This is a genomic window from Geodermatophilus sp. SYSU D01119 (assembly GCF_054049975.1).
This window is the reverse complement of record NZ_JBJGYL010000008.1, coordinates 1-18,779: the sequence shown is the minus strand read 5'-3', so window position 1 is coordinate 18,779 and position 18,779 is coordinate 1. Positions and strand designations below refer to the sequence as shown.

At 76.1% G+C, this 18,779-nt stretch carries 22 protein-coding genes; 12 read left to right on the top strand and 10 right to left on the bottom strand.

The window, feature by feature from the left end; all coding sequences use genetic code 11:
* Positions 1-90: 90 nt before the first annotated feature.
* Positions 91-867, bottom strand: coding sequence for a siderophore-interacting protein (locus tag ACI79X_RS07940; protein WP_457024876.1), 777 nt, complete (start codon positions 865-867; stop codon positions 91-93).
* 321 nt (positions 868-1,188) lie between these two features.
* Between ACI79X_RS07940 and ACI79X_RS07935 the strand changes: the two genes are divergently transcribed.
* Positions 1,189-1,398 carry a DUF2945 domain-containing protein gene (locus tag ACI79X_RS07935; protein ID WP_457024875.1) on the top strand — a complete coding sequence of 70 codons (210 nt, stop codon included), beginning with the start codon at positions 1,189-1,191 and terminating at the stop codon, positions 1,396-1,398.
* A 17-nt stretch (positions 1,399-1,415) separates the two neighbouring features.
* Positions 1,416-1,838 (top strand): DUF2795 domain-containing protein, encoded by a 423-nt coding sequence (locus ACI79X_RS07930; RefSeq protein WP_457025039.1) that lies wholly within the window; start codon positions 1,416-1,418, stop codon positions 1,836-1,838.
* A gap of 22 nt (positions 1,839-1,860) precedes the next feature.
* On the opposite strand, the gene ACI79X_RS07925 is transcribed toward ACI79X_RS07930, so the two are convergent.
* A complete protein-coding gene (locus ACI79X_RS07925) occupies positions 1,861-2,991 on the bottom strand; it encodes a hypothetical protein (RefSeq protein ID WP_457024874.1) in 1,131 nt (376 codons plus the stop codon).
* Between the two features lie 200 nt (positions 2,992-3,191).
* On the opposite strand from ACI79X_RS07925, the gene ACI79X_RS07920 reads away from it, so the two are divergent.
* On the top strand, positions 3,192-5,363 hold the full coding sequence (locus tag ACI79X_RS07920; protein WP_457024873.1) for an LCP family glycopolymer transferase: 2,172 nt from the start codon (positions 3,192-3,194) through the stop codon (positions 5,361-5,363).
* 82 nt (positions 5,364-5,445) lie between these two features.
* Here the strand turns inward: ACI79X_RS07920 and pstB are convergent, their stop codons facing one another.
* From pstB to ACI79X_RS07890, 6 genes are all read right to left on the bottom strand, one after another.
* Positions 5,446-6,225, bottom strand: coding sequence for a phosphate ABC transporter ATP-binding protein PstB (pstB, locus tag ACI79X_RS07915; protein WP_457024872.1), 780 nt, complete (start codon positions 6,223-6,225; stop codon positions 5,446-5,448).
* Between the two features lie 26 nt (positions 6,226-6,251).
* Complete coding sequence (gene pstA / locus ACI79X_RS07910) at positions 6,252-7,331, bottom strand: phosphate ABC transporter permease PstA (protein ID WP_457024871.1); 1,080 nt, start codon at positions 7,329-7,331, stop codon at positions 6,252-6,254.
* Positions 7,331-8,284, bottom strand: a complete 954-nt coding sequence (gene pstC / locus ACI79X_RS07905; protein ID WP_457024870.1) for a phosphate ABC transporter permease subunit PstC — start codon at positions 8,282-8,284, stop codon at positions 7,331-7,333. The genes pstA and pstC overlap by 1 nt, the downstream gene beginning before the upstream one ends.
* A gap of 116 nt (positions 8,285-8,400) precedes the next feature.
* The gene (gene pstS / locus ACI79X_RS07900; protein ID WP_457024869.1) at positions 8,401-9,525 is read right to left on the bottom strand and encodes a phosphate ABC transporter substrate-binding protein PstS; all 1,125 of its coding nucleotides are present in this window, start codon (positions 9,523-9,525) and stop codon (positions 8,401-8,403) included.
* Between the two features lie 251 nt (positions 9,526-9,776).
* Positions 9,777-10,721: a mycothiol synthase gene (gene mshD / locus ACI79X_RS07895; protein WP_457025038.1), complete on the bottom strand. Its 945-nt coding sequence runs from the start codon at positions 10,719-10,721 to the stop codon at positions 9,777-9,779.
* Positions 10,718-11,470, bottom strand: a complete 753-nt coding sequence (locus ACI79X_RS07890) for a winged helix-turn-helix transcriptional regulator (protein WP_457024868.1) — start codon at positions 11,468-11,470, stop codon at positions 10,718-10,720. Before ACI79X_RS07890 ends, mshD begins: the two co-directional genes overlap by 4 nt.
* 197 nt (positions 11,471-11,667) lie before the next feature.
* On the opposite strand from ACI79X_RS07890, the gene ACI79X_RS07885 reads away from it, so the two are divergent.
* From ACI79X_RS07885 to ACI79X_RS07860, 6 genes are all read left to right on the top strand, one after another.
* Positions 11,668-12,498, top strand: coding sequence for a hypothetical protein (locus tag ACI79X_RS07885; protein ID WP_457024867.1), 831 nt, complete (start codon positions 11,668-11,670; stop codon positions 12,496-12,498).
* A gap of 4 nt (positions 12,499-12,502) precedes the next feature.
* The gene (locus ACI79X_RS07880; protein ID WP_457024866.1) at positions 12,503-13,204 is read left to right on the top strand and encodes an LmeA family phospholipid-binding protein; all 702 of its coding nucleotides are present in this window, start codon (positions 12,503-12,505) and stop codon (positions 13,202-13,204) included.
* A gap of 37 nt (positions 13,205-13,241) precedes the next feature.
* A complete protein-coding gene (locus ACI79X_RS07875; RefSeq protein ID WP_457024865.1) occupies positions 13,242-13,703 on the top strand; it encodes a thioredoxin family protein in 462 nt (153 codons plus the stop codon).
* A 147-nt stretch (positions 13,704-13,850) separates the two neighbouring features.
* Positions 13,851-14,288: a DUF4395 domain-containing protein gene (locus tag ACI79X_RS07870; protein ID WP_457024864.1), complete on the top strand. Its 438-nt coding sequence runs from the start codon at positions 13,851-13,853 to the stop codon at positions 14,286-14,288.
* Between the two features lie 37 nt (positions 14,289-14,325).
* Positions 14,326-15,153 (top strand): sulfurtransferase, encoded by an 828-nt coding sequence (locus ACI79X_RS07865; protein ID WP_457024863.1) that lies wholly within the window; start codon positions 14,326-14,328, stop codon positions 15,151-15,153.
* Between the two features lie 6 nt (positions 15,154-15,159).
* A complete protein-coding gene (locus ACI79X_RS07860) occupies positions 15,160-15,453 on the top strand; it encodes a DUF1416 domain-containing protein (protein ID WP_073421221.1) in 294 nt (97 codons plus the stop codon).
* Between the two features lie 102 nt (positions 15,454-15,555).
* Here the strand turns inward: ACI79X_RS07860 and ACI79X_RS07855 are convergent, their stop codons facing one another.
* Together ACI79X_RS07855 and ACI79X_RS07850 are read right to left on the bottom strand one after the other, a co-directional pair.
* Complete coding sequence (locus ACI79X_RS07855; RefSeq protein ID WP_457024862.1) at positions 15,556-16,794, bottom strand: PP2C family protein-serine/threonine phosphatase; 1,239 nt, start codon at positions 16,792-16,794, stop codon at positions 15,556-15,558.
* A 93-nt stretch (positions 16,795-16,887) separates the two neighbouring features.
* A complete protein-coding gene (locus ACI79X_RS07850) occupies positions 16,888-17,613 on the bottom strand; it encodes a DUF4184 family protein (protein ID WP_457024861.1) in 726 nt (241 codons plus the stop codon).
* 68 nt (positions 17,614-17,681) lie between these two features.
* Between ACI79X_RS07850 and ACI79X_RS07845 the strand changes: the two genes are divergently transcribed.
* From ACI79X_RS07845 to ACI79X_RS07835, 3 genes are read left to right on the top strand one after another with little or no spacing between them, the layout of a single operon-like run.
* Positions 17,682-17,858: a hypothetical protein gene (locus ACI79X_RS07845; RefSeq protein ID WP_457024860.1), complete on the top strand. Its 177-nt coding sequence runs from the start codon at positions 17,682-17,684 to the stop codon at positions 17,856-17,858.
* A 37-nt stretch (positions 17,859-17,895) separates the two neighbouring features.
* A complete protein-coding gene (locus ACI79X_RS07840) occupies positions 17,896-18,432 on the top strand; it encodes an FABP family protein (protein ID WP_457024859.1) in 537 nt (178 codons plus the stop codon).
* The gene (locus tag ACI79X_RS07835; protein WP_457024858.1) at positions 18,429-18,779 is read left to right on the top strand and encodes a hypothetical protein; all 351 of its coding nucleotides are present in this window, start codon (positions 18,429-18,431) and stop codon (positions 18,777-18,779) included. The genes ACI79X_RS07840 and ACI79X_RS07835 overlap by 4 nt, the downstream gene beginning before the upstream one ends.

The window sequence follows — 18,779 nt, the reverse complement described above, 5'->3', positions numbered from 1 at the left end:
CGCCTGGCTACCGTCGTCATGGCACCCACGGTGCGGGGTGCGGCTGCGGCTCCACTGGACGGTACCTGTGAGCTGCCTGTACGTCGGCGGTCAGCCGGCGGGGGCCATCGCCCGGCCTCGCCGCCAGTAGCCGATCGCGTGGTGCTGGGCGCGGGACAGGCCCCAGCGCCCGCGCAGGTCGGCCCGCACGGCCCGGACGGCGGCGGACTCGGCGGCCACCCAGGCGAACAGGTCGTCCCCGGCCGGCCGCTCGAGGGCGGCGACGGCGTCGGCGAGCAGCGTGCCCTCCCCGGGCGGGGTGTCGCCGCGGTGCAGCCAGCGCAGCTCGACGCCGGCCGGCGCGGCCAGTGGCTGCTCCTCCGCGGGGCCCGCGACCTCCAGCAGCGCGGTGCCGGTGGTGTCCGGCGCGGCCGCGGCGAGGATCCGGCTGATCGCCGGCAGCGCCGTCTCGTCGCCGGCCAGCAGCAGCGTGCCCGCGGGCCGGTCGCCCAGCGCCCCGCTGCCGGCCACGCCGAGCAGGGCACCGGGCGCCGCGGCGGCGGCCCACGACGCCGCCGGGCCGTCGCCGTGCAGCACGAAGTCGATCTCCACCTCGCCGCGCTGCGGGTCCTGCCGGCGGGCGGTGTAGCTGCGCAGGCTCACGCCGTGCGCACCGACCGGCCAGACCACGCGCCCGTCGCGGGCCACCGACGGCCAGCGCGGGTCGGGGTCGCCCACCCGCGGCACCAGCAGGTTGACGGTCGGCCCGGCCGCGGCGACGGCGTCCGGCGTCCCGGACAGGACCACCCGCCGGACCGACGGCGTCACATCGGCGACGGAGGTGACGGTGAGGACGTCGACGCTGCGGGGATCGCCGGGCTCGGACACGCAGCGAGCGTAGGGACCGGGGGCCGATGCGGGCCGACCCGGCCGACCCCGGGGGAATGAGGTCGACCGGGCCGGCGATCGAGGACGGGAGGACCTCACGTTCCGTCACTGCCGCTCGACCGTCAGCAGCGGGTTCGTGTCGGTGACCCCCGTCGACGTGAACGCTACGTGACCGTGGCGTCCGTGGCACTGCCCGATCGGGTGGACCTCACCGCCGCCGGGGTGATCTGGGTCGCTCGGGGACCGGGCCGGGCCGGATGTGTGCCCCCGGGACGGGCCGGGCACCGGGGGAGGACCACTCGGGACGACGGAGGACGGGGCATGGCCGACGACTTCACGAAGGGTGACCACGTCACCTGGAACAGCCACGGCAGCAAGGCCGAGGGCGAGGTCACCAAGAAGATCACGAAGGAGACCGAGGCCGGCGGCCGGAAGGTCAAGGCCAGCCCCGACGAGCCGCAGTACGAGGTCAAGAGCGACAAGAGCGGCGGCACGGCGGTCCACAAGCCGTCCGCGCTCGACAAGAAGTAGGAGAAGCCGTGAGCGAGATGGACGACCGATTCGCCGGGGTGTCGTCGCGCAGCGACAAGCACAACCCGCGCCTCGACGAGGAGATCGAGCACGAGATCCAGGGGATGCTCAAGGCCGGGCGCGCCACCCGGTCCGAGGAGTTCCGCGAGGTGGAGCCGGTGGCCGAGGGTGAGCCGGACCCCGCCGGCAGCCCGAACAGCACGCTGATCGGCGGCGTGCCGGTCGGCATGACCGAGGACGCCGTGGTGGCGCGGGCCGAGCTCGCGCGCTGGCTCGTCCGGGCCGACTTCCCGGCCGACGGCCCCGCGCTGGTCGAGGCCGCGCAGGACCACCGCGCCCCCGACGCCGTCGTCGCCGAGCTGCAGCGGCTGCCCGAGGGCGAGACCTACGAGCGCATCGGCGACGTCGCCCGGGCGCTGGGGTACCCGACCGAGACCTGACCGGCCCCGCGGTCGAGGAGGCTCAGGAGCCGGTGCGCTCCTGGGCCTCCTCGCCGTTGTCGGCCTCGTCGGCGATCTCCTCGCGGCCACGCCGGCGGAACAGCTTCGAGCCGGGGAAGCCCTTCACCACCTCGCGGATGTCCTGCATGGTGTCGAGCAGGTCGTGCACGTCGGTGCCGACGTCGCCGAGCCCCTCGAGCACCGGGATCACGCCCTCGTCGAGGTGGGTGACGAGCGAGGGCAGCCGGTCGACCAGCTGCACCAGCGCCTCGACCTCGTGCGGGTCCAGCGTCTCGGCCAGCCGGCGCACCGACGGCGTCAGGCGGGCCAGCGGCTCCTCGTAGCCGCCCAGCAGTGGGTCGATCCGGCCCACGAGCCCCTCGGCGCGCTCCACGGCCCCCTGCGCGCCCTCGATCGCCCGGCCGACCGCGCCGATGGACTCGTCCGCGCGCTGCTGGGTGGCGCCGACGGCGGAGATCGCCTCGTCCGCCTTCCGCTGGGTCTGCTCGACCGCGGAGATGGCGGCGTCGGCCTTCTGTTGGGTCTGCTCGACCGCGGAGATGGCGGCGTCGGCCTTCTGCTGGGTTCGCTCGACCGCGCCGATGGCGGCGTCGGCCTTCTGCTGTGTCTGCTCGACGGCGCCGATGGCGGCGTCGGCCTTCTGCTGTGTCTGCTCGACGGCGCCGATGGCGGCGTCGGCCTTCTGCTGTGTCTGCTCGACCGCGGAGATGGCGGCGTCGGCCCTCTGCTGGGTGGCGCTGACGGCGGAGATGGCGGCGTCGGCCCTCTGCTGGGTGGCGCCGACGGCGGAGATGGCCTCGTCGGCCCTCTGCTGGGTCTCCTCGACCGCGGAGATGGCGGCGTCCGCCCGCTTCTGCGTGCCGCCGACCGCCTCGATCGCGGCATCCGCGCGCTCGCGCGTGCTCCCGACCGCCTCGATCGCCCGGTCCGCGGCGGCGATCGTCCCGCCGGCGTGCTCCACCAGGCCCTCCGCCCGGCCGACCACGCGGTCCGCCCGGTCGAGCAGGTCCTCGAGCCGGTCCACCGCCGCCGCGATCCGCGGGACCAGCGCGAGGGCCTCGGCGACGCCGTCGCGCAGGCTCTCGACGGCGGAGAAGACGTCGGACGGGCCGGGGATCGAGGGGAGCCGCACGCGCCGACGCTACGTCCGGGGGAGGTGGGGCGCCCGGTCGGCGAGTGCTGGAACCCCCGCACGGGTAGGGCGGGACGCGTCCCGGGTTCCGCCCGCTCCCGCGCGTCGGCCCGCGATACGGCCCGCGGGCCGTATCGTCGAGTGCTGCCGCGTGTGCGGGGAGCTACCGCGGACGACGGACACGGAACGACGACGATGGGATGTCGACACCGGTGGGCGACGAGCGGGGGCGGGACGACCGGGCCGACGGCCGTGGGACCGGCGCGCCCGGCCCGATCACCGTCGAGCAGCTGATCGCCCGGTCCGGCAACGCCACCGGCCGCCGCGCCGCGCGCCGCACCGGTGAGGTGCCCATCCCGCTCGAGCCCGGCGAATCGCTGCCGCCGCACCGCGGGCCCCGCCCGCCCGTGCCGCCGTCGGTCGACCGGGCCGCGCCCCCGCCGTCCGCCACCCCGCCGGCCGCCCCGCCCCGGACCCCCGCACAGCCCGCCGACGAGACGCCGCGCCGCGGCCTGCCCCCGGTGCCCGGCGGCGTCCAGCGCTCCCAGCCGGTGCCGCCGCTGCCGGGGCCCGTGCACCGGTCCGGGCCGGTCCCGCCGCTGCCCGGCGCCCAGCCGTCGGCGCCGGTCCCGCCGCTGCCCGGCGCCGCCCACCGCTCGCAGCCGGTCCCCCCGCTGCCGGGCGCGGTGCACCGCTCCGCGCCCGTGCCGCCGCTGCCGGGGACGCCGGGCGCCCGGCCGTCGGCGCCGCTGTTCCCCCCGCTGGGGCCGCCCACCGGCTCCACCCGCCGGCCGGCCCCGCTGCCGCCCATCCCGGGCATCGACGTGCCGGCCGTGTCCGGCGCCGGCAGCACGCGGCGCCCGTCGCCGCCCAAGCCGCCGCGCAGCCCCGCCCGCCGCCGGATCCGCCGGGCGGTCATCGGGGCCGGGGCGCTGGTCGGCGTCGTCGCCGCCTACCACCTGGGCCTGTACTCCTACGTCGACCAGAGCATCTCCCGTGTCGCCGCGCTGGCCCCCCAGGGCCCGGAGGTCATCGCCGCGCAGCTGCAGGAGGGCGCGACCACCTACCTCGTCGTCGGCACCGGCCTGCCCGGCACCGAGGGCGCGGCCTCGGTCACCACCCTGCTGGTGCACGTCTCCGCCGACGGGCAGCGGGCGGCGCTGGTCAGCGTCCCGCCGACCGCACTCGTCGACACCCCGACCTGCCGGACCGACGACGGCGAGGTCCGCGAGGCGGTCTCCGAGGCCTTCGCCACCTCGCTGCTCGACGGCGGGCCCGCCTGCATGGTGCGCGCCGTGCAGCAGCTGTCCGGCCTGCGGGTCGACCACTACCTGGGCCTCGACCTCGGCCGGCTGCCCGCGCTCGTCGACGCCGTCGGCGGCGTGAGCGTGTGCCTGCCCACCGCCGACACCGACGCGTCCTCCGCCGCGCCCCTCCCGGCCGGCACCACCGAGCTCGACGGCGAGCGGGCCACCGGCTACCTCACGCCGGGGGAGGCCGGCTCCGACGTCACCGGGGCCGCCGCGGCCCAGCGGACCCAGCTGCTGCTCTCGGCGACGCTGCGCACCGCGGTCAGCGCCGGCACCCTGCTCGACACCCCGGAGCTCACCCGGTTCCTCACCCGGGCCGCCGGCGCGCTGACCCTCGACGAGCACACGACACTCGGCGACCTGCGCACACTGGCCTCCGCGCTCGGCGACCTCGAGGGCGACGCCGTCCAGCGCGCCGCCCTGCCGGTGTCGCAGGTCGGTTACGTGCCGGCCGGCACCGACCAGGCCTACGTGCTGCTCGACGGCACCGGCGTCCGCTCGCTGTTCGACGGCGTCATCGAGGACACCCGGGTGCCCGAGGAGCTCGCCGCCCCCGCGGTCGCCGCGGCCACCGCGGCCGCGCCCGACCCCGCCGCCGCGGCCGCCCCGGCGCCCGAGCCGTCGGCCGCCGCCCCCGCCCCGCAGGCACTCACCGTGGCCCCCTCCGGCGTGACCGTCGACGTGCTCAACGGCACCGCCACCAGCGGGCTGGCGTCCACGGTCGCCGACCTGCTGCGCGCCCAGGGCTTCACCGTCGGCCAGGTCGGCAACGAGACCGGCGTCGTCAACGAGACCGTCGTGCGGCACGGCCCCGGCGTCGTCGAGCAGGCCCGCACCGTGGCCGCCGCGGTGCCCGGTGCGGTGCTGCAGCCCAGCGACGCCATCGGCGACACCGTGCAGCTGGTCCTCGGCCCCGGCTACACCGGCGTCGTCCCGGTGCAGGTGCCCGCGCCCGTGCCCGTCGTCGCCGAGGCCCCGGCGGCGGACACCCCGGTTCCCGCCGACGCGACCACCCCCGGCCCCGACCCGGCGACGACCACCGGCCCGGTCAGCTGCGGCTGACCCGACCCGGACCCGGCTCGACCGACGACGAGGCCCCCGCGAGCAGCTGCTCGCGGGGGCCTCGTCGTGTGCTGCGGTCAGCTCACCCGAAGCGGCCCGAGATGTAGTCCTCGGTGGCCTTCTGGTCGGGGTTGCTGAAGATCTTCTCGGTGGGGTTGAACTCGATGAGCCGGCCGGGCTGGCCCACCCCGTTGAGGTTGAAGAAGCCGGTGGACGTGCTCACCCGCGCCGCCTGCTGCATGTTGTGCGTGACGATCACGATGGTGAAGCGGTCCTTGAGCTCGGCCATGAGGTCCTCGATCGCCAGGGTGGAGATCGGGTCCAGGGCGGAGCACGGCTCGTCCATGAGCAGCACGTCGGGCTCGACGGCGATCGCGCGGGCGATGCACAGCCGCTGCTGCTGACCACCCGACAGGCCCGAGCCGGGACGGTCGAGCCGGTCCTTGACCTCGTTCCAGAGGTTCGCGCCGCGCAGGGCGCGCTCCACCAGGTCGTCGGTCTCGGCCTTCTTCATCCTCTTGTTGTTGAGCCGGTTGCCGGCGATGACGTTGTCGTAGATCGACATCGTCGGGAACGGGTTGGGTCGCTGGAAGACCATGCCGATCTGCCGGCGGACGTCGACCGGGTCGGTGTCGGCGCCGTAGAGGTCGACGCCGTCCATCACGACCTTGCCCTCGACGCGCGCGCCCGGGATGACCTCGTGCATGCGGTTGAGCGAGCGCAGGAAGGTGGACTTGCCACAGCCCGACGGGCCGATCAGCGCCGTGATGCTGCGGGGCTCGATCGAGACGTTGACGCCCTCCACGGCCAGGAAGTTGCCGTAGTAGATGTTGAGGTCGGAGACCTCGATGCGCTTGGCCACGGGGAGATCCTCCGGGTCGGGTCCGGTCAGCGACCGGTCTTGGGGGCGAAGAAACGGCTGATCAGGCGGGCCACGACGTTGAGGACCATGACCAGGATGATGAGGACGAGCGCCGCCGTCCAGGCCCGGTCGAGGAACGCCTGGGTGTCGGTGCCCGGCTGCGTGAGCTGGTAGTAGGCGAACACCGGGAGCGTCGCCATCCGTCCGTCGAACGGGTTCAGGTTGGTGCCCGTGATGAGGCCCACGGTGATGAGCAGCGGCGCGGTCTCACCGATGACGCGCGCGATGGCGAGGGTGATGCCGGTGCCCAGGCCCGCGACGGCGGTCGGCAGGACCACCTTGACGATCGTCCGCCACTTCGGCACGCCCAGGGCGTAGCTCGCCTCGCGCAGCTCGTTCGGGACGAGCTTGAGGACCTCCTCGCAGGAGCGCACGACCACCGGGATCATCAGCACCGACAGCGCCGCGGAGCCCATGAGGCCCAGCCGGACGTCGTTGCCGAACAGCAGCGAGAACAGCGCGAAGGCGAACAGGCCGGCGACGATCGACGGGATGCCGGTCATGACGTCGACGAAGAAGGTGATGGCCTTCTTGAGCCGGCCGGTGCCGTACTCGACCAGGTAGATCGCGGTGAGCAGGCCGATCGGCACCGAGATGACCGCGGTGACCGCGGTGATGATCACCGTGCCGAGGATGGCGTGGTACGCGCCGCCGCCCTCGCCCACGACCCGGAACATCGAGTTGGAGAAGAACTGGGCGTCGAAGCGGGCCAGGCCCTTGTCGAGGACCGTGTAGACCAGCGACACCAGCGGGATCATCGCGATGCCGAAGGCCGTGGTGACCAGCGCCGTGACCAGCCGGTCGGTGGCCTTCCGCGTGCCCTCGACGGCCCGCGAGCCGGCGTAGACGAAGACGGTGCCCAGGACGACGCCGTAGATGACGGCGAGGGCGACGCTGAAGCCGGTGAGGGCCGACAGCAGGGCGCCGACGGCGAGGCCGGCGACGTAGAGACCGAGGCCGGCGTACCGGGGGAGCTTGCGGTGCGGGCGGATCGGGCCGGAGGGCTCCTCGGCGACCCGGACGGGGGACTGGGTCGAGGTGCTCATCAGTTGGCTCCGGAGAAGTCGGCGCGCCGGTTGACGATCCAGCGGGCGATCATGTTGACCGCCAGGGTGATGACGAACAGCACCAGACCGCTGGCGATGAGGGTGTTGATGCCCAGGCCGGTGGCCTCGGGGAACCGCAGGGCGATGTTCGACGCGATCGTCGAGGGGTTCGAGCTGCTGATCAGGTTCAGCGTGGCGCCGGCGCCGCCGGAGAGCACGATGGCCACCGCCATCGTCTCGCCGAGCGCGCGGCCGAGGCCCAGCATGGCGCCGGCGATGACGCCGGACTTGCCGTAGGGCAGCACGGCCATCTTGATCATCTCCCACCGCGTGGCGCCGAGGGCGAGGGCTGCCTCGCGGTGCAGCGCCGGCGCCTGGCCGAAGACCTCGCGGGCGATGGCCGAGATGATCGGCAGGATCATGACGGCGAGCACCAGGCCCACGGTCAGCATCGTGCGGCCGCTGGTCGAGGCGGGGCCGGCGAAGATCGGCAGCCAGCCCAGGTTGTCCGCCGCCCACACGTGGAACGGCACGAGCGCCGGGGCGAGGACCGCGAGACCCCAGAACCCGTAGACGACGCTGGGGATCGCGGCGAGCAGGTCGATCACGTAGCCCAGGCCGGCCGCGATGCGGCGGGGCGCGTAGTAGGTGACGAACAGCGCGATGCCGACCGCCAGCGGGGTGGCGACGAGGAGGGCGAGGACGGCACCGAGCAGGGTCCCGAGGATCAGCGGCGCGATGTAGGACGCGAGGCCCTCGCCGCCGGGGATGTCCTCCGCGGGCGCGGTGAGGGCGGGGATCGCCTCGCTGATGAGGAAGGCGGCCACGCCGGCCAGTACCAGCAGGATGAAGATGCCGGAGCCCTTGGCGCTGCCGGCGAAGATGCGGTCACCCGCCCGTCGCACCGTGCGCTGCTTCGTGGGGGGTGGGGTGGGGGCCTTCGTGGCGGTCACCGCTGCTCCGGGTGGTCGGTCGGGGTGGTGCGGGGGTGGTGCGGGGCGCCCGTCGCCGGGCGGGGTGGTGGCCCGGGGCGTCGGTCGACGCCCCGGGCCACCGGGAGTGTGCCGCGTCAGCCCGCGGCGGTGATGGCGTCGACCGCGCCCTGGGCCTGCTCGCGCAGCGTGTCGGAGATCGGCGCGTTGCCGGCGTTGTCGGCGGCGACCTGCTGGCCGTCCTCGCTGATCACGTAGGACATGAAGGCCTTGACGTTGTCGGCGGTGGACTGGTCGTCGTACTCGACGCAGCCGATGTGGTAGCTGACCAGCACGATCGGGTACTCGCCCGAGCCCTCGGTCTGGCGGTTGACCTCGATGGCGAAGTCGTACTCGCCGCGGCCCTCGACGGCCGGGGAGTTCTCGACGACGGCGGCGGCGGCCTCGGCCGACGGGGCCACGAAGTCCGAGCCGACGCCGACGTTGGCGACACCGAGCTCGCCGGCGCGGCTGGCGTCGGCGTAGGTCACGGCACCGGCCGTGCTCTCGACGACGCCCACGACGCCGGAGGTGCCGTTGGCGGCCTCGCCACCGGGCAGCGGCCACACGCCGTCGGGCTCGGCGGTCCACACGTCACCGGCGGCCTGGAACAGGTAGTCGGTGAAGTTGTCCGTGGTGCCCGAGTCGTCCGCGCGGTGCACGGGGGTGATCGCGGTGTCGGGGAGCTCGGCGTCCGGGTTCGCCTCGGCGATCGCCGGGTCGTTCCAGGTGGTGATCTGGCCGGTGAAGATCCGGGCGATCACGTCGGGGGAGAGGTTGAGCTCCTCGACGCCCTCGAGGTTGAAGATCACCGCGATCGGCGAGATGTAGTTCGGCAGCTCGAAGACCTCGCCGCCGCCGCAGCGCTCCTGCGCGGCGGTCAGCTCCTCCTCGTCCAGGGCGGCGTCGGAGCCGGCGAAGTCGGCGCGGCCGTCGATGAACTGCTCGCGGCCCGCGCCGGAGCCGGCCGGGTCGTAGCTGAAGCTGACGTCGGGGTACTCGCCCTCGAAGCCGGCCTGCCAGGCCTCCATGGCGGCCTGCTGGCTGCTGGCGCCGGCGCCGACGAGGTCGCCGCTGAGCTCGGCAGCGCTCGAGCCGCTGCCGCCGTCGCTGCCGCCCGAGGAGCCCTCGGACTCGTTCGCGGCGCCACACGCGGCGAGCGCGAGGGTGCTGGCCAGCGCCGTGCTGAGGACGGCGGCGCGCGACCTGGTGCTGAGCTTCAACTCTGTGCCTTTCGGAGAGGGGACCCGGACCTCGTTGCCGGGCAGAGCGGGACCAACGCCGAGGAAGGTAGGCAGCCCAGGTGGCCGGTCCCGGGTCGCTCGGTGAACGCGCGGTGAACGCCCGCGGGACCTTTCCCGACCGGGTGAGAACGACGTCACGTCCAGCAGGTGAACGCGTGCGTTTCGGGTGGCGGCCGACACTCCCCGTGCGGCAGAAAGGGGCGTTTGCGTCCGGTCCGGCGCCCCCGCGGTCAGCGGGAGAGGCGCCAGGAGACGTCGACGGCGAACCGCGTGAACCCGCTGCGCTCGTACAGCGCGACCGCGGGCACGTTGTCCTCCTCGACGTAGAGGAGCACCTGCCCCAGGCCGGTGCGGCGCAGGTGCGCGAGACCCAGGGCGGTCAGTGCTCGGCCGAGCCCGAGCCCCTGGGCGTCGGGGTCGATGCCGAGGACGTAGACCTCGCCGGCCGGGTCGGGGCCGGCGTCTCCGGGCGGGTGGACCTTGGTCCAGTGCGAGCCGAGCAGGGCGCCGTCGCCGGCCGGGTCGCCCCGCCAGGCGAGCAGGAAGCCGGCCGGGTCGAACCACGGCTCGGCCTCGCGCAGCCGGAGGTCGGCGTCGGTCCACGAGCCCTGCTCGGGGTGGGTGGCGAACGCCCGGGCGTTGACCCGCAGCCACGCCGCCTCGTCACGGCCGGGCCGGAAGGCCTCGACGTGCACGCCGTCGGGCAGCGGCGCCGTGACGTCGAGGTCGGCGTCGGTGAGCGCGCGGCGCATCTGCAGGAGCACCCGGGCCCGGGTGTAGCCGCGGGCGCCGGCCAGGGCGGCGGCGGCCGGCAGGTCGCCGTGCGCCCAGACGCGCAGCGGCCGGCCGGCGGCGAGCTCCTCGAGCCGGGTCAGCAGCGCGCGCCCGGTGCCGCGGCCCCGGGCGGCGGGGGCGACGACGAGCTCCGCCTCGGCGTCCCCGGTGGACCCGGGCCCGCCGAGCTCCAGGCGGGCGTAGCCCACCGGCACGCCGTCGGCGTCGGTGGCGAGCACGTCGCGCCCGCCGGGCGGGCCGCCGTGCTGCAGCCGCAGCTCGCCCTCCTCCGACAGCGGGCGCACGCCGTCGGCGGCGGCCGCGTCCTTGAGCAGGGCGAGGACGGCGGCGGTCTCCGCGGGCGCGAGGCCCGCGGAGTCCCGGAGGACGGGGGTGCTCAGAGCAGCGGCGCCGTGCTGCGCGAGGCGTCGGCCTCGGCCTCGGCGCGCGCGGCGGCGGCCGTGGCGTCGGCGACCTGCTGGTCGAGCTTGTAGCCGACGTTGCGCACGGTGCCGATCAGCGCCTCGTGCTCGGTGCCCAGCTTGGCGCGCAGCCGGCGGACGTGGACGTCGACGGTGCGGGTGCCGCCGAAGTAGTCGTAGCCCCAGATCTCCTGCAGCAACTGGGCGCGGGAGAACACGCGGCCCGGGTGTTGGGCGAGGTACTTGAGGAGCTCGAACTCCTTGTAGGTGAGGTCCAGCGGGCGGCCGCGCAGCTTGGCCGAGTAGCTGTGCTCGTCGATGACCAGCTCGCCGGCCTGGGTGACCCCGCCGTCGGCGCCGTCGGCGGGCGTGGCGGCCGCCATCCGGCGGGCGGTGGCCCACTTGAGCCGGGCGTCGACCTCGGCGGGGCCGGCGGTGTCGAGCAGGACGTCGTCGACGCCCCAGTCGGCCGACAGCGCGACCAGGCCGCCCTCGGAGAGGACGGCGACCAGCGCCGAGGCCACCCCGGTGGAGGACAGCAGGCTGCACAGCGTGCGGGCTTGGATGAGGTCGTGGCGGGCGTCGACGAGGACCACGTCGCCGGAGTCGCCGTCGAGCAGGCTCGACAGCTCGGGCGCCACCACGCGCACCTGGTGGCCGAGCAGGCCCAGGGCGGGCAGCACCTCGGTCGTCGCCTGGCGCGCCGCGGTCATGAGCACGAGTCGCATGTCGTCTCCTCGGGGAGGGCGTCGACGGCGCTGTCGAACCGAGACCGCAGGATAGCCGACGGCCGGCCGCCTCCCTGTGAGGTCGCCGACACGCGGGCGCGGGCGGCTCGCCGACGGGCCGTCCGGTCGGGATCTGCGACGATCGGGGTCCAGCGGGCGCCGGCGGACGCACCCGCCGTCCGCGGGCAGGAGGCGACGTGACCACCGCGCTGCAGACCCCCGCCGCCACGCGCGGGCGGCACGTGTCCGCGGCCGTCGCCGTCGCCCTCGCCGCCGCCGCGCTGGCCTGGGCGCCCGAGGCGGGCGGGGAGACCGCGCGGCTCGGCGTGGTCCTGGTGCTGCAGGTCGCGCTGGTCGCCGCCTGGGTGCTCGCCGTGGCCCCGGCGGGCGCCCGCGGTGCCGCCGCGCTGGCCGTCGCGGCCGCCGTCGCCGCCGACCTGCTCGCCGTGTCCGCCGACCCCACCGGGGGCCCCGGGCCGGGGGTGCTGCTCGTCGTGGCCGGGCCCGCCCTCGTCGTGGCCGTCGTCCACCAGATGCTGCGCCGCCCGCCGCGGGCCGACGTCGTGGGCTCGCTCGGCACCGTGGCGCTGCTGGTCGCCGCGGTCTGCGCGCTGGCGCTGCTCCTGCTCCCCGAGGTGGCCGGCGACCCGGCGTCCCCGGCGACCTCGCCGCTGCTCGTCCTCGGCGCGGCCCTCGCGGCGGGGCACCTGGCCGACGCCGTCCTGCCCCGTCCCGCGGTCGCCGACGGGGTCCCGCGCGGCGGCCTGGGCGTGCTCGCCGCCCTCGCCGCGGCGGTGGCCGTCGCGCTGGCCGAGAGCGGCACGGCCGAGACCGTCGACGTGCTCGCCGGCCTCACCACCGGACTGGTGCTCGGCCTCGTCGCCGCCCTCGCCGGGATGACGTCGTCGTTCGCGCTGGCCGACGCCGGCACCGGCCGGCGGGTGCCCGCGCCCGCCGCCGCCGGCGTCGAGGCGCTGCTGCCGCTGGCCGTCTGCGCGCCGGCCCTGCTGGCGCTCGCCGTCGTCTGAGCCCGTGCGCACCCTCCTCGGGCTGCTCGCGCTGCTGGCCGCGCTGCTCCTCGTCGTCGGACTGGTGGCCGACCCGGTCGCGGAGGGCGTCGCCGAGGACCGGGTGGCGCAGGCCCTGCGCGACGGCGGCGGCCTGGCCGGCATCCCGGAGGTCGACGTCACCGGCTGGCCGTTCCTCACCCAGGCGGTGTCGGGGACCTACGACGACGTGCGGATCTCCCTGACCGCCGAGGACCTCGGCCAGCCCGCCGGCACCCGCGCCGACGTCGTGCTGCGCGGGGTGCACGTGCCGCTGTCGGACGTGCTGTCCGGCTCGGTGCAGCAGGTGCCCGTCGACCGGGTCGACGGCACCGCGACGCTGTCCTACGCGCTGCTGTCGGCCCAGCTCGGCGCGGACACCGTGGTCGAGCGGGCCGGCGACGCGCTGCGGGTCACCCGCACCGTCGAGGTGCTCGGCTACACGCTGCCGCTGACCGCCACCGGCACCGTGTCGCTCGACGGGCAGGACGTCGTCGTCGACGTCGCCGACGCGTCGGCGGCCGGCGTCGACGTGCCCGGCCTCGTGGTCGACCGGGCGGTGGACCTGCTCGACCTGCGCTACCCCGTCGCGCTGCCCTTCGGGCTGCGGCTGACCGGTGTCCGCCCGGCCGACGACGGCGTCGTCGTCACCGCCGAGGCCACCGACGCGGTGTTCACCACGCAGTGACGGAATGCCGCCCGCCGCGGCCGGGTTGCTGCCGGGGATGAGCGGGACCGGACCGGCCGTGCTGGCCGCCGCGCTGGTGCTGACCGCGGCCGCGGCCTGGTGGCTGCGGGCGCGCGACGGCGCGGTGCGGACGCCCACCGCGCGGGAGCAGGCGCAGGAGGAGGACGGCGTGCGGGGACCGGCGGCGGTGCTCGGGGACCTGGGGGTCCGGCCGGACGAGGCCGACCTGACCGTCGTGCAGTTCTCGACGGCGTTCTGCGGCCCGTGCCGCACCACCCGGGCCCGGCTGCAGCACCTGCAGGCCACCCGGCCGGGCCTGGCCTACGTGCACGTCGACGCCGAGAGCCACCTCGACGCCGTCCGCGAGCTCGACGTCCGGCGCACCCCCACGCTGTTCTACCTCGACCGCGCGGGCACGCTGCTCGGCCGCAGCAGCGGCGCCCCGCGCCCCGAGGAGCTCACCGCCCTGGTCGACGCCCACACGGGCCCCCGGGCGTGATCGGCTACCCTCGCCGCATGGGCACCCTGCTGACCTCGCGCCGCACAGTGGACCTGTGCCGCGTCGGCAGCTGCCTGTGTCGCGCCTCCTGAGGGCGGCACCGCTCCGCCCAGACGTGCCCTGACCGCCGTCCGGAGAGCCCATCCCATGTCCCAGAGCACCACGCGCACGGTCGACGTGCGCGGGCCCCGCGCCGCCGCGTGGGTCACCAGCGCCGTGCTCGCCGTCGTCCTGCTGACCGCGAGCGGCTGGCTCGCCGCCGCCCAGGCCGTCGTCTTCGCCGTCGGTGCCGCCGCCGGCCTGCGGTACGCGCCCTACGCGGTGCTCTACCGCACCCTGCTCGCCCCGCGGCTGGGCCCGGTGCGCGAGCGCGAGCCCGAGGCGCCGGTGCGCTTCGCCCAGCTCGTCGGGTTCGTCCCCGCCGCCGTCGGCGCGGCGGGCTACCTGCTCGGTGCGCCGGTCCTCGGCGCCGTCGCCACCGGCCTCGCGCTGGTGGCGGCCCTGCTCAACGCGGCCACCGGCTCCTGCCTCGGCTGCGAGCTGTACCTGACCGTGCGCCGGGTCGTCCCGGCGCGCACCGCCTGACCCGACCGCACACCCACCACAGGGAGGAAGACCCCCCATGAGCCGCACCGACGTGCTCGTCAGCGTCGACTGGGTCCAGGAGCACCTGGGCCAGCCCGGCATCGTCCTCGTCGAGGTCGACGAGGACACCAGCGCCTACGACGGCGGCCACATCGAGGGCGCCGTCAAGCTGGACTGGAAGAAGGACCTCCAGGACCCGCTGCGCCGCGACCACCTCGACAAGACCGCGTTCGAGACCCTGCTGTCCTCGCGCGGCATCGGCAACGACGACACCGTCGTCCTCTACGGCGGCAACAACAACTGGTTCGCCGCCTACGCCTACTGGTACTTCAAGATCTACGGCCACCGGGACGTCAAGCTCATGGACGGCGGCCGCAAGAAGTGGGAGCTGGACGGCCGCCCGCTGTCCAAGGACGCCGTCGAGCGCCCGGCCACCCAGTACCAGGCCTCCGAGCCCGACCTGTCGATCCGCGCCTTCCGCGACGAGGTCGTGGCCTCCATCGGCTCGAAGAACCTCGTCGACGTGCGCTCGCCCGACGAGTTCTCCGGCAAGATCCTCGCCCCCGCCCACCTGCCGCAGGAGCAGTCGCAGCGGGCCGGCCACGTGCCCACCGCGATCAACATCCCGTGGAGCAAGGCGGCCAACGAGGACGGCACGTTCAAGAGCGACGAGGAGCTCGCGAAGCTCTACGCCGAGCAGGGCTTCGACGACAGCCGCCCGACCATCGCCTACTGCCGCATCGGCGAGCGCTCGAGCCACACCTGGTTCGTGCTGCGCGAGCTGCTCGGCAAGCAGGACGTCAAGAACTACGACGGCAGCTGGGTCGAGTACGGCTCGCTGGTCGGCGTGCCGATCGAGAAGTGAGCTGACATGTGCGGAGCCCCGAAGCAGGGCGGTGCCCTCGCGGGCATCGACCTCGACACCCAGACGGTGATCCAGGGCCAGGTGTGGCACGACGGCGCTCCCGTGGCCGGTGCCTACGTCCGGCTGCTGGACGCCACCGACGAGTTCACCGCCGAGGTGGTGACCAGCCCCGAGGGCGAGTTCCGGTTCTTCGCCGCCCCCGGCACCTGGAAGCTGCGCTCGCTGGCCCCCGTCGGCCGCGGTGAGCGCGTCGTCGAGGCCGAGGTCGGACTGACCGAGACGACCGTCGTCCTCGACTGAGGGAGGACCCCTCGCCCCCCACGGCTCGCCGCGGGCCCCTGCGAGGGGGCCGTTGCGGCACGTCACCAGCGCCCCTCCCGGCTCCGGCCGGGAGGGGCGCTGTCACGTCGCGGGGTGGTCCGGCGGCAGCCGGTTCGGCCCGGCCTCCGGCGGCCGCGGCCGGTCCTCCGGGTAGGCGCGGACGGCGACCAGCGCGACGTCGTCGGCGCCGGCCTCCGGCACCATCCGCGCCAGCAGCGTGTCGCACAGCTGCTCGAGCGGCGTCGTCCCGAGGTCGCGCAACGCCTCGCGCAGCGCGGCCAGCCCGCTGTCGAGGTCGGAGCCGCGGCGCTCGACCAGCCCGTCGGTGACCAGCAGCAGCGTGTGCCCGTCGGGCAGCTCGGCGGTGTGCTCGCCGCGGCGGGCGTCGGGGTCGACGCCGAGCATCAGGTCGGCGCGGGTCTCCAGCAGCGTCGTCGTGCCGTCGGGGGCGAGCAGCACCGGCGGCAGGTGGCCGGCGTTGCTCCACCGCAGCACCCGGGTGCCGGCCACGGGCACGTCGGGGTGCCGCTCCACGCGGGCCAGCAGGACCGTCGCCAGGGTGCTGACGGCGAGACCGCGGGCGACGTGCTCGAGGCGGGCCAGCGTGGCCGCGGGGGAGCGGTCGCCGTCGTAGGCCAGCGCCCGCAGCAGCCCGCGGACCTGGCCCATCGCTGCGGCCGCGGAGCTGTCGTGGCCGACGACGTCGCCGATGACCAGCACGGTCGCGCCGTCGGGCTGCAGGAAGGCGTCGTACCAGTCCCCGCCCACGCGGGCCCCGACCGCGGCCGGCCGGTAGCGGACCGCCACGTGCAGGTGGTCCGGCTCCGGCGGCGGGGTGAGCAGGGCCCGCTGCAGGCGGTCGGACAGCATCCGGTCGGCGGCGTTCTGCGCGGTCAGCCGGCGCAGCTCCTCGGCCTGCCGGCGGGCGGCCAGCCGGTCGGTGAGGTCGCGGAAGGAGACGACGACGCCGCTGACCTCGCCGTCCTCCACCATCGGCACGGCGATCAGCTCCACCGGCACCGGGGTGCCGTCGGCGCGCCAGAACACCTCGTCGTCGGCCGAGACCGTCCGGCCGGTGGTGAGCGCCTGCCACACCGGGCACTCGTGCCGGGGGTAGGGCCGGCCGTCGGGCCGCGTGCCGTGCACGAGGGCGTGCTGGTCGTGGCCGAGCTGCTCGGCGGCGGTCCGGCCGGTGATGCGCTCGGCCGACGGGTTGACGAACTCCACGCGGCCGGCCCGGTCGAGGCCGTAGATGCCGTCGGCGACGGTGGCGAGCACCCGCTCGTGGCGGGCCGCCGTCCGGGCCAGCTCGGCCTCCACCCGGTGCAGGCCGCCGTGGCCCGCGTGTCCTCGGCTGTCGATCGCCCCGTCCTCCTCGGTCCCGCTGGTGTCACACCACCCTGCCCCACGGGCTCACCCGCGGCGCGCGCGCACCGTCCAGGCCAGGGCCAGGAGCACGGCGGCCGCGGACGCCGCGGGTGAGCCCGCGAAGGCGGCGGCGACCGCGGCCGACCGGGGGTCCGGCCCCCCGGCCGCCCGCACCATCCCGGCGGCAGCCGCCGTGAGCGCCACCACCGCCCACGGCGCCCACCACCACCGCGCGGTCGGCAGGGCGTCCCGCGGCGGCGTCCGCCGCCACCACCGTCCGGTCCATGCCGCGAGGACCAGTGCCCCGGCGAGCCCACTCACGTCCTGCGCCCAGGCCGTCCCGGGCATGCCGGCGCAGGTGCGCCCGAGGGCCGGCACCAACTCGGTGCCGAGACGGCCGGGGTGGGTGAACTCGTCCCACAGCACGTGGGTGGCCGCCCCGAGGGCCAGCGCGGTGAGAACCCGCGCCGGCGCGCGCAGCCGGCGCCGCAACCCTGGCGCCGCGGAGCCGGGCAGCCGGGCTGCGAGCTCCGCGGGTGCCCAGGCGAGGGCCGGGCGGGCGAGCAGCCCGTGCCAGATCACCCAGAGCACCGCGCCCAGCAGCACGTCGGTGCTGACCACGGCGAGCGCGGTGTGCGTGCGCAGGCCGGGCGTCGAGGGCAGGTGGAGCGGCACGTCGGGCGCCAGGCTCCCGGCCACCAGTGCCGAGGCCGGCAGCCCGGTCCGCAGGAACGGCAGCACCGCGGCAGGGTGGCTCCCGGTGAACGGCACGGCTGCCGTCGTCCCCGGCGCGGCGGGTCCGGCGGCCGGGCCGTCCCCGGCGCGCCTACCGTGGCGCCGTGGTCGCCGCGTGGGTCCTCGTCGCGCTCGCCGCGCTGCTGGCGCTCGGCTGCGCGGTCGCCGTCCGGCGGCTGGCCCGGCCCGGGGACCGCCCGCGCCGGGAGCGTCACGCCGCCGCCCGTGCCGCTGCGGGGGCGGCCGTCCCCCCGCCGGGCCGCGGGGCGCGCGGCCGCTGACTACCGTGGCGGGCATGCCTCCGCGGGACGCCGGCCGGTGACCGGCCCGACCGAACTGCCCGTCGCCGACACCGTCGACGTCCGCTCCGGACCGGAGGTGGCGCACGGGCTCCTGTCGGTGCTGCCGCTGCTCGGCGAGTGGCACGGCGAGGGCGTCCTGGCAGGCGGGGACGTCGGCGACCGGCGCTTCGGCCAGTGGATCCGCTTCGCCCACGACGGCCGCGACTTCCTCGCCTACGAGGCCCGGGCCTGGCTGATCGCCGACGACGGCTCCGTCGCCGGCCCCGCCACCCGCGAGTCGGGCTTCTGGCGGCCGCGCGGCGAGGACGACGTCGAGCTGCTGGTCGCGAGCCCCGACGGGCTGATCGAGCTCTACGTCGGGGCCGCGCGCACCACCACGAGCTGGGAGCTGACCAGCGACGTCGTGGCGCGCACCCCGGACGCGCCGGACACCACGCGCGCCGTGCGGCTGTACGGGATCGTCGACGGCGCGCTCATGTACGCCATCGACCGGGCCGGCGCCGACACCGACCTGCGGCCCACCATGTCCGCGCGGCTGGAGCGCCTCCGGTGACCGCCCGGGGGAGCACGCCCCGGCAGGTGGCCGACCGCTACGTCGACGCCGTCTGCGACCTCGACCCGATCGTCGCGACCTCGCTGGGCACCCGGCCCGGCGACGACCGGCTGCCCGACCCGAGCCCCGCCGGGATCGAGGCCGAGGCCGAGCTGACCCGCCGCACGCTGGCCGAGCTCGACGCCGTCCTCGCCGCCGACCCCGCGCTGGACGCCGACCCGGTCGAGCGCCGGTGCGCCCGGCTGCGGGGGGGGGGGGGGGGGGGGGGGGGGGGCGGGGGCCGCCGCGCCGGGGGCGGCGCGGGGGGGTGGAGCTGGTTCATCCAGGTGGAGGAAATCCTTACATAA